Genomic DNA, 14,812 nt, shown 5'->3' on the forward strand with positions numbered 1-14,812 from the left:
GTTTGAATGAAAAAAGAAACCCCGAAGTAATTCGGGGTTTTGTTTTATCTAAAAGGTTTGAAAATTTGACCGCACTTTCGCTTTATTTTGTGTAAAATACCTAATGTTTTTACACAAAGAGGTATTTATGAGAAAGTTATTTTTTAGTGGTCTAGTCCTTGCCTTAGTAGGTTGTTCATCAACTCCATCAAACCTAACGAAACAAGATTTTGTGGGAGATTGGTCTTGCTCAATCAAATATGAAGATATTGGAGTGGGAACTATTGATTTAATTTATCTTAAATCAGACGGTTCTCTTAAAGATGAGAATTTCATTTTTGATCATAGCTTAAGTAGATATGCTGAATTACCAATTAAAGACTATTTCTCTTCACCGTTAAAATATTTAACTATTGCTAATGGTAGTTGGAGTTTTAATAATAATTATTTGGTATACAAATTAAAAAAACAAAGTGCACAACGTTTAATTTATCCTGATACATTTGAGAAAATACAACAGACAAAGAGCTTTAAGAATATTGAGAAAAGTGTTTTTAACATTTATTCAAACAATATTGGTAAAGAGGATACTATCGAGTTGAAGGTGACTAAATTCTCAAGAGATAGATTCACGGTAGTTCAGCCTCTTACTAAAACATACGAAGGCGAGTGTGTACGTAAAGATAAGGCTGAGAATAAATTTAATGGTTTTTTAGAAGCACTTAAAGAAATATTTAAAGTTAAGTAATGTAAAAGCCTCTTATTAAGAGGCTTTTACATATTAATATTTAGTTTATTATTGTTTTTTTTAATTTTTCTGCATTTCGATGAGTGCATTTTCTTTTTCTCCAAATTTTTTCCCAGCATATTGGCAAACTTTTGCTGATATGAGAGATAAAGGAGTGGTATTTTGCATTTCTATTTTTTGTGCTTTTTCGGGGATGTCAAAAAGTTTTTCACCTTGAGCAAAGAACTGAGTATATACTTCAAACTGATTGTTTGCGCTGAGTATAGCCGTCTTATCTGCACAATTTACCGTTGTTAGTTTTTTCATCGACGTGCCTTTTAGAGCTCGATCAGATGAGCTTATATTAGTTATTAAATAGTACGACAGCTCATTGGAGTTATCAGAATTAACACGGATGCTTGATTTATCTAGATAAAGAGGATCTTGACCATTTAGGACTTTTAAGTATCTATCTTGTTGCGGTAGTTCTTGATTTGGTAATAGTTTTAGTTGTGAACAACCAATACAAAACAAGCTGATTAATGTGATAGTTACAAATCTTTTCATAGGATTCCCTAGGGATATTGGTATTGATTGAGCCATATTGGGGATTATAGCATTAATTTTTAAATAAAAAACTCACCATATACATCCTTTTATTTTCTAGCGATTTCCACGCTTTTCAGGTACAATCCGCCAGTTAAATTTAATGATTTTTGAGAAAACTAATCTATTTATGAAGAATATTCGCAACTTTTCTATTATTGCCCATATTGACCACGGTAAATCGACCCTTTCTGACCGATTAATTCAGACCTGTGGAGGGCTTTCGGATCGTGAAATGGAAGCGCAAGTGTTAGATTCCATGGATCTTGAGCGTGAGCGCGGCATTACCATTAAAGCGCAAAGTGTAACCTTAAATTATCAAGCCAAAGACGGTGAAACTTACCAATTAAACTTTATCGATACACCAGGGCACGTGGACTTCTCTTATGAAGTATCGCGCTCTCTTGCAGCTTGTGAAGGGGCATTGTTAGTTGTGGATGCAGGACAGGGCGTAGAAGCACAAACCTTGGCAAACTGCTACACCGCCATTGAAATGGATTTAGAAGTCGTGCCGATTTTAAATAAAATCGACTTACCGGCAGCAGATCCTGAACGTGTTGCAGAAGAAATTGAAGACATCGTGGGTATTGATGCGATGGAAGCGGTACGTTGTTCGGCGAAAACCGGTGTGGGTATTGAAGATGTATTAGAAGAAATTGTTGCGAAAATCCCCGCGCCAGAAGGTGATCCTGATGCACCGTTACAAGCATTGATTATTGACTCTTGGTTCGATAACTATTTAGGCGTGGTGTCATTAGTTCGTATTAAAAATGGCGTATTGCGTAAAGGTGATAAAATCAAAGTAATGTCTACAGGACAGGCTTACAACGTTGATCGTTTAGGGATTTTTACGCCAAAACAAGTGGATACGACCGTATTAAATACCGGCGAAGTAGGTTGGGTTGTTTGTGCGATTAAAGATATTTTAGGCGCACCAGTAGGGGATACTTTAACGCACCAACACAATCCAGCAAGCCATGTATTGCCAGGTTTTAAGAAAGTAAAACCGCAGGTTTATGCTGGTTTATTCCCAGTTAGCTCTGACGATTATGAGGCTTTCCGTGATGCGTTAGGTAAATTAAGCCTAAACGATGCATCGCTGTTCTATGAGCCAGAAAACTCAACAGCTTTAGGTTTTGGTTTCCGTTGTGGCTTCTTGGGGCTTTTACACATGGAGATCATTCAAGAGCGTTTAGAACGTGAATACGATCTTGATTTGATTACCACAGCACCAACTGTAATTTATGAAGTTGAAATGACTAATGGTGAAGTGGTTTATGTGGACAGTCCATCAAAACTGCCACCATTAAATAATATTGAGGAAATTCGTGAGCCAATTGCAGAGTGTAATATGCTCGTGCCACAAGAATTCTTAGGAAATGTCATCACCCTTTGTGTGGAAAAACGTGGTGTACAAACCAATATGGTATATCACGGTAACCAAATTGCGTTAACCTATGAAATTCCAATGGGCGAAGTAGTCTTAGATTTCTTCGATCGCTTGAAATCAACATCACGTGGTTATGCGTCTTTGGATTATGGTTTCAAACGTTTCCAAGCAGCGGACATGGTGCGCGTGGATATCATGATCAATGGTGATCGTGTCGATGCGTTAGCGTTAATCGTTCATAAGGATAATGCCCCTTATCGGGGGCGTGAATTAGTTGAAAAAATGCGTGAACTGATTCCACGTCAACAATTTGATATCGCGATCCAAGCTGCGATTGGCAACCACATTATTGCGCGTTCAACGGTAAAACAATTGCGTAAAAACGTATTAGCAAAATGTTATGGTGGTGACGTGAGCCGTAAGAAAAAACTCTTACAGAAACAGAAAGAAGGTAAAAAACGAATGAAATCTTTAGGTAACGTGGAAGTGCCGCAAGAAGCGTTTTTGGCGATCTTACATGTAGGTAAAGATAAATAGGAAAGTAGAGCAATGTCGAATGTATTTTTTATTCTGTTGTTAGCCGTAGGCTTTGCTGGTTGGAAAGCGTTAGATTATTTCCAACTGCCTAACACATTCAGTATTTTGTTACTAATTTTGACCGCACTTTCCGGCATTTTATGGTGCTATCACCGCTTTGCCGTGATACCGAGACGTCGTCGTCAAATTGCACGCGCAGAACAACGTTCAGGCAAAGCATTAACAGACGAAGAAAAAGCGAAAATTGAGCCTATTTCAGAAGGTTCAGAATTTATTTCTTCGCTTTTCCCTGTGTTATCCGTGGTATTCCTTGTGCGTTCATTTATTTTTGAACCATTCCAAATTCCATCAGGATCAATGGAAGCGACGTTGCGCGTAGGGGATTTCCTCGTCGTGAACAAATATACTTATGGTATTAAAGACCCCATTTTCCAAAATACGATTATTGAAGGTAACAAACCAGAACGTGGTGATGTAATCGTGTTTAAAGCGCCGGAACAAGCGTTACTTCGTACAAGTTTAGGGGCGACGCGAGCAGCATATGCGGAAAATCTTGCGTTAGCATCTAAAGACAATATGTCTGGTGTAGATTACATTAAACGTATTGTAGGGAAAGGCGGTGACCGCATTATCCTTGATGTTGAAAAAAGTGCTTTAACACTGGTTTATGGCAAAGATGGCAAACCTTGCGAAGTAGATTGCCAAACTAAAGCGTTTGAATATAAACAAGAACCCACAAATCCAGCATTCCCAACGCAAGTGGAATATTTGGAAATCGGTGACGTGACACACAGTATTTTAGTGGAGCCAATGCGCCGTTATTCGGGGATTGAATTCTATCCACAAGAAGGCTTACCTACTGCAGAATGGATTGTGCCAGAAGGGCAATATTTTGTGATGGGGGATAACCGTGATCATAGTGATGACAGCCGTTTTTGGGGCTTTGTACCAGAAAAAAATATCGTGGGTAAAGCCACTTATATTTGGATGAGTTTAGAAAAAGAACCAAATGAGTGGCCTACAGGCTTCCGTTTAGACCGTTTCTTTACAAAAATTAATTAATATGAATCATTTAGATCGTCTAGAACGAAAAATTGGTTATCAATTTTCCGATCTAAAAAATTTAAAATTGGCACTGACACACCGCAGTGCCTCCACTCAACATAATGAACGCCTAGAATTTCTAGGTGATTCGATTCTCAATTATGTCATCGCAGATGCGCTTTATCATCAATTCCCTCGTTGTAATGAAGGTGAACTTAGCAGAATGCGTGCCACATTAGTTCGTGAGCCAACCCTGGCGATGATTGCACGAAATTTTGAGCTTGGGGATTATATGTCCTTAGGTTCTGGCGAGTTGAAAAGTGGTGGCTTTCGTCGTGAATCTATTTTGGCGGATTGTGTTGAAGCAGTAATTGGCGCAATGGCATTAGATTCAAGCTTTGATAAAGCAGCAGATATTGTGCGTAGCTGGTATAAAACTTTACTCGCCGAAATTAAACCGGGTGATAACCAAAAAGATGCCAAAACGCGCTTGCAAGAGTATTTACAAGGTAAGCATTTTGCCTTACCAACCTATGAAGTAATAAAAATTGAAGGCGAAGCCCATTGCCAAACCTTCACCGTAGAATGTACAGTAAAAAATGTACCCAATATTGACCGCACTTTTATTGCGAAAGGTTCTAGCCGCCGTAAAGCAGAACAAGCGGCCGCAGAACAAATCTTAAAAACATTGGAAATTAAATGACCGAATTAAATCAAGAACAAGAGACCTATTGTGGCTTTATCGCTATCGTAGGTCGCCCAAATGTAGGGAAATCTACCCTGTTAAATAAAATTTTGGGGCAAAAAATCTCGATTACATCTCGCAAGGCGCAAACTACACGTCATCGTATTGTGGGAATTAAAACGGAAGGTATCTACCAAGAAATTTACGTAGATACGCCGGGGCTTCATATCGAAGAAAAACGCGCGATTAACCGTTTAATGAACCGTGCAGCAAGCTCGGCAATCGGGGATGTAGATCTCATTATTTTCGTCGTGGATGGTACACATTGGAATGCCGATGATGAAATGGTGTTAAACAAATTACGTAATGCGAAAGCACCTGTCGTACTCGCCATCAACAAAGTTGATAATATTAAGAATAAAGATGATTTATTGCCATTTATTACAGATTTAGGCAGTAAGTTTAATTTTGCTCACATTGTGCCAATTTCTGCACAACGTGGTAATAACGTCTATCAATTAGAGAAAATTGTTCGTCAATCATTACGTAAAGGCGTTCATCACTTCCCTGAAGATTATGTAACAGATCGTTCACAGCGTTTTATGGCCTCAGAAATCATCCGTGAAAAATTAATGCGTTTCACAGGGGAAGAATTACCTTATTCGGTAACGGTTGAAATTGAACAATTTAAAGTAAATGAGCGTGGTACTTATGAAATCAATGGCTTGATTTTAGTTGAACGCGAAGGCCAAAAGAAAATGGTGATCGGTGCTCAAGGGCAAAAAATTAAAACCATTGGTATGGAAGCGCGCGCTGACATGGAACGCTTATTTGATAATAAAGTACACCTTGAACTTTGGGTCAAAGTGAAGTCTGGTTGGGCAGATGATGAACGTGCCTTAAGAAGTTTAGGTTATATGGATGAATAAAAAACTTGAGTAATACTCTATACCGTCCTATTATTAGAAACATATTTATGTTTTTTAATAAAAACAAGGAGATGGTAGATGAGTATCTATGCTTTAAAACCCAAATTTCAGAATTTACTTCGGCCTTTAGTTCGGCAATTAGCGGCAAAAGGCGTAACGGCAAATCAAGTTACGCTAATTGCCTGCTTACTTTCTATTTTACTCGGTGTGGTTCTCGCACTATTTCCGACATTTTCTTCTCTTTTCTTCCTTATCCCTATTTGGTTGTTTTTGCGTATGGCGTTGAATGCTATTGATGGCATGCTCGCACGTGAATTTAATCAAAAAAGTCGATTAGGGGGCTATCTTAATGAGATTACTGATGTCGTCTCTGATGCAGCACTTTACCTTCCTTTTGCTTTTGTCGCGCCTTTTGATGGTATTCAAATCTCAAGTATTATTTGGCTTGCCGCGTTGAGTGAGTTATGTGGCATTTTAGGGCAAGTTCAAGGCAAAACGCGTCGTTATGATGGCCCAATGGGTAAAAGTGATCGTGCATTCATATTTGGTGTACTCGGTTTACTTTATGCTGTTAATGGTAGCTTGCATTCGCTTTTCTGGTGGGTAGCCAATATCGTGATTATCTTGCTCATCGTGACTTGTATTAAGCGAGTAAAAAATGGCTTGGCAGAAGTGACTGAGTAGTAGGAGCAACTATGTTAGCGAGATTAATCGATTTTTTATTGTGTCGTTTTGCTTCTTTTATTACAGGCGTTCGACCACAAGCCGCAATTGCGGAACAATCTTCAGAAGGGCATCGTGTCTATTTTGCCAATCATAATAGTCATGGGGATTTTATCTTACTTTGGATTTCATTGCCTTATGAAGTGAGAAAACAAACTCGTCCTGTTGCAGGCAAAGATTATTGGACGAAAGGCGCAATTCGTCGCTTTTTAGCCTATAAAGTGTTTAATATGTTACTGATTGAACGTAATAGTCAAGATCCAAAAGCTGCCATACGACAAATGAGTGAAGCATTAGTCAATGACTCCCTGATTATTTTCCCTGAAGGAACTCGTAAGATGGATGATGATTTACCACTTCAGCCGTTTAAAAGTGGATTGTTTTATTTAGCAAAAGAAAATCCTGATTGTGAGTTTGTACCCGTTTGGATTAGTAATATGAATAATGTTTTACCAAAAGGCTTTATTTTACCGATCCCATTGTTGTGTGATCTTTATGTAGGTGAGCCATTAAAGATTGGGGCAGATGAAACTAAAGAGATGTTTCTGACACGTGCTCAATCGGCATTATTAAGTTTAAACGTCAGTGAAAAAGGCAAATCTTAGGAGCAAATGATGACAGAAATATGGCAACTCTTCGGTGGTTTATTTATCGCCTTAATTTTTGCTTCCTCAGTGGGATATATTTTAAAACGCAGATCGGGTGTGGATACACCGAATAGCGTTATTGATAACCTGAATGCACGCATCAATGCTTGGTGGGTGATGATTGGGATTATCTTTATTGCGAGTTTATTGGGCTTTTATGGCGTAATTGGGCTCTTTTTGATTATTTCATTTATGGGATTGCGTGAGTTTCTTTCTCTATTGAATATTCGTCGAGGTGATCATCTTGCGCTAGCCGCTTGTTTTTATGTGATTTTGCCATTACAGTATTTTTTAGTCGCCATTGATTGGTTTAGCATGTTCACGATTTTCATTCCCGTGTATGGCTTCTTATTTTTACCGATTCTTTCCGCATTACTCGGCGATCCGGCGCATTTCTTAGATCGTTCTACGAAAATTCAGTGGGCATTGATGATTAGTGTATTCTGTATTTCACATATTCCCGCTTTATTGACCCTTGATATCTCTGGTTATGAAGGAAAAAATCTTTTATTAATGATCTTCTTAATCTTGGTAGTACAGTCAAGTGATGTGTTGCAATACGTTTGGGGTAAACTTTTTGGTAAGCATAAAATTGCACCAACCTTATCGCCATCTAAAACAGTAGAAGGTTTTGTTGGTGGGGTATTAAGCGCAAGTTTATTAGGGATGTTGCTTCATTGGCTGACACCATTTAATGCATGGCAAGCCTTTTTAATGAGTCTGTTAATTTGCTTAATGGGATTCTTAGGAGGGCTCGTGATGTCAGCAATGAAACGCAGTATGGGCGTGAAAGACTGGGGGAATATGATAAGCGGCCATGGTGGTATTTTAGACCGTATGGATTCACTGTGTTTCTCCGCACCTATTTTCTTCCATGTGGTGCGTTATTTCTGGGCATAGTTATAAATCATGAAATAAAAAAAGAGCGGTTAATTAACCGCTCTTTTTTATTATTGACGATAAGTCTCTAAGAATCGTGCCAATTTGCCAATGGCTTCTTCTAATTGACCAGTATAAGGAAGTGTCACCACACGGAAGTGATCCGGTGAATGCCAGTTAAAGCCTTTACCATGAACAAGAAGCACTTTCTCTTTACGTAATAAATCGAGCACAAATTTTTCATCACTATGAATGTTGAATTTTTGGATATCGAGTTTCGGGAACATATACATTGCCCCCATTGGTTTTACGCAACTAATGCCCGGGATTTGAGTAATTAAATCATAGGCTTTATTGCGTTGTTCCAGCAAACGACCGCCTGGTTGAACAAATTCATTAATACTTTGATAGCCACCTAATGCGGTTTGAATGGCGTGTTGCATTGGTACATTTGCGCATAAACGCATAGACGCCAGCATATCCAAGCCTTCAATATAGCCTTTAGCATGTTGTTTTGGCCCATTTAAAATCATCCAACCTTGACGGAAGCCCGCAACACGATACGCTTTTGATAAACCATTGAATGTAATGGTTAATACATCTGGTGCAAGGGCAGCAATATGATGGTGGACAGCACCATCGTAGAGAATTTTGTCATAAATCTCGTCTGCAAAAATAATCAGATTATTTTCACGTGCAACTTGGATAATTTCTTCAAGTAACTCTTTGCTATAAACTGCACCCGTTGGGTTGTTCGGGTTGATCACGACGATAGCTTTGGTTTTGGCATTGACTTTTGCGCGAATATCATCAATAGCAGGAAACCAACCAGCCTCTTCATCACATAAATAATGTACTGCATTTCCGCCCGCTAAGGTCACAGCCGCTGTCCATAATGGATAGTCAGGCATTGGAACTAATACTTCATCACCATCATTGAGAAGTGCTTGCATGGACATGGTAATCAATTCAGATACACCATTCCCGATGTACACATCGTTTACTGTCGCATCATGAATACCTTTAGATTGATAGTATTGCACGATAGCCTTACGTGCCGAATATAACCCTTTGGAATCGCAATAACCTTGTGCAGATGGTAGGTTGCGGATAACATCAACTAAAATTTCATCAGGCGCTTCAAAACCAAATGGGGCAGGGTTGCCGATATTAAGTTTTAAAATTTTATTGCCTTCTTCTTCTAGGCGTAAAGCTTCTTTGTGAACCGGTCCACGAATATCGTAGCAAACGTGCTCTAATTTGTCTGATTTTGGAAAAGATCTCATTAGTAACATCCTATGATAATTAGATTTTCATTCAAAAATTGTGTCTAATTTACGCTTAAATTCTTATCTTGAAAAGATTTAATAAAAAAATTTTTTGAATGTATTAAAGTGCGGTAGAATATGGGCTAATTTTTTTGTGTTTTATTATTTTTCATGGGCCCTTTAGAACAAGCTAAACCTGAGCTAATTCGCCAATTTGAAACTTTGGCGATAACTGATCAGCAACCTGCTATTGCACGTCTTCAGATGAAGATGAAATTGGGTGTTGATCTTTTGGCATGGATGAAAGGACAGCTTGTTTATCCACAATTTTATTTACGTTTTCGTGATGAAGATAAAACCGTCGCTGCCGTAGGGAAAGTGCGGTCATTTTCAGATGTGAATTTGGCACAGCAATTTATTCAAGAGCACAATTTCCCGTTAGTGGGCGGTTTACAGTTCCAAGGTGAAAGTCAGTTTATTTTGCCGCAAGTTTTAATTGAACAGCAAAATGGTGAGACCGTGGTTTCAGTTTTTGTTGATCCAAATGAGCTTGATTCGGCAAAAATGATTTTGAATTCATTTGAAAAAATGACCGCACTTTCACCGCTTAATCAATTAACCATCGAAAGTGTAGAGCCAAAAGCGAATCAAGACACCTGGTGTGACTGGGTCAATCAAGCACTCACTCGAATTCGACAGGGTGAATTAACTAAGCTCGTTTTGGCAAATGAAACCGTGTTTGGTATTCAGGGTGAGCTAAGCGGAAAAGATTTTCTTGCTGCAAGCCAAGCAAAAAATAGTGGTTGTTACCATTTTTTATGGGCAGATAATGCTCAAAACTGTTTTGTGGGATCGACACCAGAACGCTTATTTGCACGTGATGATCGTCAGTTATTCACGGAAGCGCTTGCGGGGACAGCACCTGTTAGTGATAATCCGAGTGAAAATGACGAACGTGCGAATTGGCTGTTAAATGACGAAAAAAACCTCAATGAAAACTGGTTAGTGGTTGAAGATATTTCACAAAATATCAGTCACTTAGTGGAACAAATTACTGTTGATGATGTCGCATTAAAGTCACTACGCAAAGTGCAGCATTTAATTAGAAAAATGCAAGCAAAATTGACCGCACTTTGTACGGATGCCGATTTGCTGAAAGCGATCCATCCAACGGCGGCTGTATCAGGCTTACCACAGCAGCAAGCGAGGAAAGCTTTGGCTGAAATAGAAACCTTTGATCGTCGTTGGTATGCCGGTACATTAGGTGTGATGAATCAACATCTATCAGAATTTTGTGTCACCATTCGCTCGGCTTTTATCGAAGAAAAACAAGTGCGTGTATTTGCTGGAGCCGGTATTGTGGAAGGCTCACAACCTGTAGAAGAGTGGTTGGAAATTGAACGTAAAGCGGCAGGGCTCATTTCCCTGTTTGCAGAGAATAACGGAGAATAAGAAGAATGTCTGTAAGCGTATTTAATCGTTGTTGGTCAAAGGTGATCTTAGAAACCTTGGTTCGCCAAGGGGTGAGTCACTTTTGTATTGCGCCAGGTTCACGATCAACACCTTTAACGCTAGAAGCTGTGCGTTTACAAAATGCCTCTCGAGCAACGTGCCATAGTCACTTTGATGAACGTGGCTTAGGCTTTTTTGCTTTGGGTATTGCAAAATCCACGCAAGCACCTGTTGCCGTGATTGTCACCTCGGGCACCGCAGCAGCAAATTTATATCCAGCGATTATTGAAGCTCGCCAAACAGGCGTGAATCTAATTATTCTTACTGCCGATCGACCACCTGAATTGTGGGAATGTGGTGCAAATCAAGCGATCGTGCAACAAAATATGTTTGCTGATTACCCAGTGGCAAGTGTCAATTTACCGAAGCCTCAAGCCGATTATGCAGCGAAATGGTTAATTTCTACGTTAGAACAAGCTTGCTATAAACAAAAGCAACAACCAGGCGTGGTGCATATTAATGTACCTTTTGCTGAACCACTTTATAATGCCCAGGATCAAGAAATTGACGGTCATCCATGGTTAATGCCAATTCAACGTTGGTTAAGTCAGTCTAAAAATTGGGTTGATCATCAACCATTGCAACAAGAAGTGTTGATGCATGAGAATTGGGATAGCTGGCGTACAAAACGTGGTGTGATTGTGGCAGGGCAATTAACGCCTGAACAAGCAATGGGTATTAACTCATGGGCAAATACCATGGGATGGATTTTGCTGACGGATATTCAATCCGGTGTTGAACCGCTCATGCCTTATGCGGATATTTGGCTAGCAAACCAAACCGTAAAGCAAAAATTACTTCAAGCTGATATCGTGATTCAATTTGGCTCTCGTTTTATCAGTAAACGTATTAACCAATTCTTAGCGGAATTCCAAGGCGAATTTTGGGTGGTGGAGCAAAGTCAAAATGCAGTTGATCCAAATCACCATACGCAAACTCGTTTTAACGCCAAAGCACATCATTGGTTACGTGCACATCCGCCATTGCGTCAAAAACCTTGGTTACTCGAGCCACTTGCGCTTTCAAAATTCTGTGCAACCTTTATCGAACAACAAGTTGGTGGCAATCTTAATGAAGCCTCATTAGCCCATCATATTGAACGAGTTTTACCTTACAACGGTATTTTGTTCTTAGGAAACAGTCTTTTTGTCCGTTTGGTTGATGCTTTAACCAAATTGCCTGAAGGGTATCCGATTTTCACCAACCGTGGTGCAAGTGGGATTGATGGCTTATTAGCAACGGCCGCAGGTATCGGTATCGGTGCTGATCAACCTGTGGTCGCCATGATTGGTGATACGTCTACGCTTTATGATTTGAACTCTTTAGCCTTATTTAAGAATGTGACTCAACCAACTATTATTTTTGTGATTAACAATAATGGTGGTGCGATCTTCGATATGTTGCCGGTAGATGAAGAGGTGAAAGAGCAGTTCTATCGCTTGCCACATAATGGTGATTTCTCCCAAGTCGCCGCAATGTTTGGTTTAAAATATGCTTTACCTTACACTTGGGCAGATTTAAGCTCCGTGTTAAAACAAGCTTATACTCGCCGCCGTGCGACATTAATTGAAATCAAAACAAACCCAAGTGATGGCAGCGCAACCTATAAGCGTTTGATTGAACAAATCAGCCACGCAGTTATTGGTGAATAATTTCTTTCCCCTCTTATATAGAGGGGATTTCTTTATATGGCATTATTATGATGAATCTTGTTTTTCTTCACGGCTTATTAGGCACAAAATCAGATTGGCAAAAAGTCATCGAAAATCTACCGCACTTTCGTTGTTTCTCTCTCGATTTACCGTTTCATGGCGAGAATAAAGGTGTAGCCGTTGAAGATTTTGAGCAAACCGCTCAGTTCCTTGAAAAACAAATTCAACATCTCATAAAAGATGAGCCTTATATCTTAATTGGTTATTCACTTGGTGGACGAATCGCACAATATTATGCACTGCAGGCTCAAGTGCAAAGAGGCAATTTACAAGCAGTGATTTTAGAAGGGGCTAATTTAGGTTTACAATCTGAACAAGAAAAACAAAATCGTCTAGTCAATGACAACATGTGGGCTGAGCGTTTTTTCCATGAAAAGCCTGAAACCGTACTTGAAGATTGGTATCAACAGCCTGTCTTTTCTCATTTAAATCAGCAGCAACGCAAAGCATTAATGGAAAAGCGAAAAGCCAATTGTGGGGCAAATATTGGCAATATGCTATTAGCCACCAGTCTTGCTAAACAGCCTGATTTCCGAGAGAAAGTGCGGTCAAATTTTCTGCCATTTTTTTATTTTTGTGGAGAACGAGATCAAAAGTTTCGTCAAATGGCTGAAGTCAATCGACTTAATTTAATGCTGATTCCTGATGCAGGCCATAATGCCCATTTAGAAAATCCAATATATTTTGCTAAAAAAATCGAAAATATTGTATTAAAAATTGCTCAACCTTAAGGGAAATGCTAGGATTTAACCCTTTCATTTTATTTGACTCTTAAGGAAGCAAAATGTCCTCACAACTTCGTAATGATCCACTTAAGGTTGCTTTAGCCTCTATGGTGGGTACCGCAATTGAATTCTTCGATTATTATATCTATGCCGCTGCGGCAGTATTAGTTTTTAACACGCAATTCTTCCATAGTGGCGATCCGCTTTCAGATGATTTGCTTTCTCTTTCGACACTAGCCTTAGCGTTCTTTGCTCGTCCAATTGGATCAGCTTTATTTGGGCACTTTGGTGATAAGATTGGTCGTAAGAAAACCTTAGTCGCCTCTTTGGTTTTAATGGGCGGATCTACGGTCGTTATCGGTTTATTGCCAACTTATTCTCAAATTGGTATTTGGGCACCGATTTTGTTATGTATTTGCCGAGTCGGTCAGGGTATTGGTCTTGGTGGTGAATGGGGCGGCGCTGCTTTAGTGGCAACAGAAAATGCGCCAGAAGGAAAACGTGCTTGGTATGGTACATTCCCTCAATTAGGTGCGCCAATAGGTTTATTTGTGGCTAATGCGACCTTCTTCTTAGTGAGCTATTTCTGGGGGCAACAAGCCCTTGTTGAGTGGGCATGGCGTATTCCGTTTGTTTCTTCTTTAGCCTTAGTTTTAGTTGGATTATATGTTCGCTTAACTTTACATGAGAGCCATGTCTTCGTTGAAGCGGAAGAAAAAGGGAAAAAATTAAAAGCACCGGTGAGTGTGGTTTTCACTAAACACTTTAAACCAATGGTGATTGGTACATTTATCATGGTGGCAACCTATTCCTTGTTCTATATTATGACCGCCTTTGCTCAAGCGTATTCTCGTACACCGGCAACCCTTTCAGAAGCTGGCTATCCTATGGGATTAGGCATTCCGGCCAATACCTTCACGGGATTACTTTTAATGAGTGCGATCGTTTTTGCGATTTTTATTAGTATTTCAGGTCTTTATGCAGATAAAATTGGTCGTCGCAAATGGTTAATTTGGACAACGGTCAGCATTTTAATTTTTGCATTATGTATGCCATTATTCCTTGGAAACGGTACACCAGCTTCTGTATTTGCTTTCTTAGTAATTGGTATGGCATTAATGGGTATGACATTTGGCCCAATGGCAGCGTTATTACCTGAATTATTCCCAACAGAAGTACGTTATTCCGGTGCCTCTTTAGCCTACAACATTGCATCCATTATCGGGGCAACCATTGCGGCAATGATTTCATTAAAAATCAATGCGCTTTATGGCTTAATGGGCGTGGGGATTTATTTAGCCATTAATGCATTCTTAACCTTGTTAGCATTATTAGCCTCAAAAGAAACGAAAAACGTCGATTTAACGCAAATCTAGTGATAAATTGATAATGAAAAAGCTGATGTGAATAACATCAGCTTTTTTATTTGTTGAAAGAAAGCAATAAAAA

The 14,812-nt window shown here is 39.3% G+C and carries 14 protein-coding genes; 12 read left to right on the forward strand and 2 right to left on the reverse strand.

Annotated features, from left to right (window positions below; all coding sequences use genetic code 11):
• Window positions 1-103: 103 nt before the first annotated feature.
• The gene (locus AC979_RS03310) at window positions 104-727 is read left to right on the forward strand and encodes a hypothetical protein (protein WP_152670483.1); all 624 of its coding nucleotides are present in this window, start codon (window positions 104-106) and stop codon (window positions 725-727) included.
• A gap of 60 nt (window positions 728-787) precedes the next feature.
• On the opposite strand, the gene AC979_RS03315 is transcribed toward AC979_RS03310, so the two are convergent.
• On the reverse strand, window positions 788-1,273 hold the full coding sequence (locus AC979_RS03315; RefSeq protein ID WP_049372849.1) for a surface-adhesin E family protein: 486 nt from the start codon (window positions 1,271-1,273) through the stop codon (window positions 788-790).
• A gap of 169 nt (window positions 1,274-1,442) precedes the next feature.
• On the opposite strand from AC979_RS03315, the gene lepA reads away from it, so the two are divergent.
• The 7 genes from lepA (at window position 1,443) to AC979_RS03350 (ending at window position 8,167) form a co-directional block, all read left to right on the forward strand.
• Complete coding sequence (gene lepA / locus AC979_RS03320) at window positions 1,443-3,239, forward strand: translation elongation factor 4 (RefSeq protein ID WP_049372924.1); 1,797 nt, start codon at window positions 1,443-1,445, stop codon at window positions 3,237-3,239.
• Window positions 3,240-3,251: 12 nt separating this feature from the next.
• Window positions 3,252-4,301 carry a signal peptidase I gene (gene lepB / locus AC979_RS03325; protein ID WP_049372850.1) on the forward strand — a complete coding sequence of 350 codons (1,050 nt, stop codon included), beginning with the start codon at window positions 3,252-3,254 and terminating at the stop codon, window positions 4,299-4,301.
• 1 nt (window position 4,302) lies between these two features.
• Window positions 4,303-4,986, forward strand: a complete 684-nt coding sequence (rnc, locus tag AC979_RS03330) for a ribonuclease III (protein WP_005699979.1) — start codon at window positions 4,303-4,305, stop codon at window positions 4,984-4,986.
• Window positions 4,983-5,897: a GTPase Era gene (gene era, locus AC979_RS03335; protein ID WP_049372851.1), complete on the forward strand. Its 915-nt coding sequence runs from the start codon at window positions 4,983-4,985 to the stop codon at window positions 5,895-5,897. Before rnc ends, era begins: the two co-directional genes overlap by 4 nt.
• A 78-nt stretch (window positions 5,898-5,975) precedes the next feature.
• Window positions 5,976-6,581, forward strand: a complete 606-nt coding sequence (locus AC979_RS03340; RefSeq protein WP_049372852.1) for a CDP-alcohol phosphatidyltransferase family protein — start codon at window positions 5,976-5,978, stop codon at window positions 6,579-6,581.
• A gap of 11 nt (window positions 6,582-6,592) precedes the next feature.
• On the forward strand, window positions 6,593-7,225 hold the full coding sequence (locus tag AC979_RS03345; protein ID WP_049372853.1) for a lysophospholipid acyltransferase family protein: 633 nt from the start codon (window positions 6,593-6,595) through the stop codon (window positions 7,223-7,225).
• A gap of 9 nt (window positions 7,226-7,234) precedes the next feature.
• Window positions 7,235-8,167, forward strand: a complete 933-nt coding sequence (locus AC979_RS03350; protein ID WP_178161010.1) for a phosphatidate cytidylyltransferase — start codon at window positions 7,235-7,237, stop codon at window positions 8,165-8,167.
• Window positions 8,168-8,217: 50 nt separating this feature from the next.
• Here AC979_RS03350 and AC979_RS03355 read toward each other — a convergent pair whose 3' ends face one another.
• Window positions 8,218-9,432: a pyridoxal phosphate-dependent aminotransferase gene (locus tag AC979_RS03355; RefSeq protein WP_049372855.1), complete on the reverse strand. Its 1,215-nt coding sequence runs from the start codon at window positions 9,430-9,432 to the stop codon at window positions 8,218-8,220.
• A gap of 153 nt (window positions 9,433-9,585) precedes the next feature.
• Between AC979_RS03355 and AC979_RS03360 the strand changes: the two genes are divergently transcribed.
• From AC979_RS03360 to AC979_RS03375, 4 genes are read left to right on the forward strand one after another with little or no spacing between them, the layout of a single operon-like run.
• Window positions 9,586-10,866 carry an isochorismate synthase gene (locus AC979_RS03360; protein WP_053085711.1) on the forward strand — a complete coding sequence of 427 codons (1,281 nt, stop codon included), beginning with the start codon at window positions 9,586-9,588 and terminating at the stop codon, window positions 10,864-10,866.
• Between the two features lie 5 nt (window positions 10,867-10,871).
• A complete protein-coding gene (gene menD / locus AC979_RS03365) occupies window positions 10,872-12,578 on the forward strand; it encodes a 2-succinyl-5-enolpyruvyl-6-hydroxy-3-cyclohexene-1-carboxylic-acid synthase (RefSeq protein WP_049372856.1) in 1,707 nt (568 codons plus the stop codon).
• A 47-nt stretch (window positions 12,579-12,625) separates the two neighbouring features.
• Window positions 12,626-13,369, forward strand: coding sequence for a 2-succinyl-6-hydroxy-2,4-cyclohexadiene-1-carboxylate synthase (menH, locus tag AC979_RS03370; protein WP_049372857.1), 744 nt, complete (start codon window positions 12,626-12,628; stop codon window positions 13,367-13,369).
• A gap of 53 nt (window positions 13,370-13,422) precedes the next feature.
• Window positions 13,423-14,739: an MFS transporter gene (locus AC979_RS03375; RefSeq protein WP_049363035.1), complete on the forward strand. Its 1,317-nt coding sequence runs from the start codon at window positions 13,423-13,425 to the stop codon at window positions 14,737-14,739.
• Window positions 14,740-14,812 lie beyond the last annotated feature (73 nt).

It is taken from the genome of Parahaemophilus parainfluenzae, assembly GCF_001053575.1.
Classification (GTDB): domain Bacteria; phylum Pseudomonadota; class Gammaproteobacteria; order Enterobacterales; family Pasteurellaceae; genus Haemophilus_D; species Haemophilus_D parainfluenzae_S.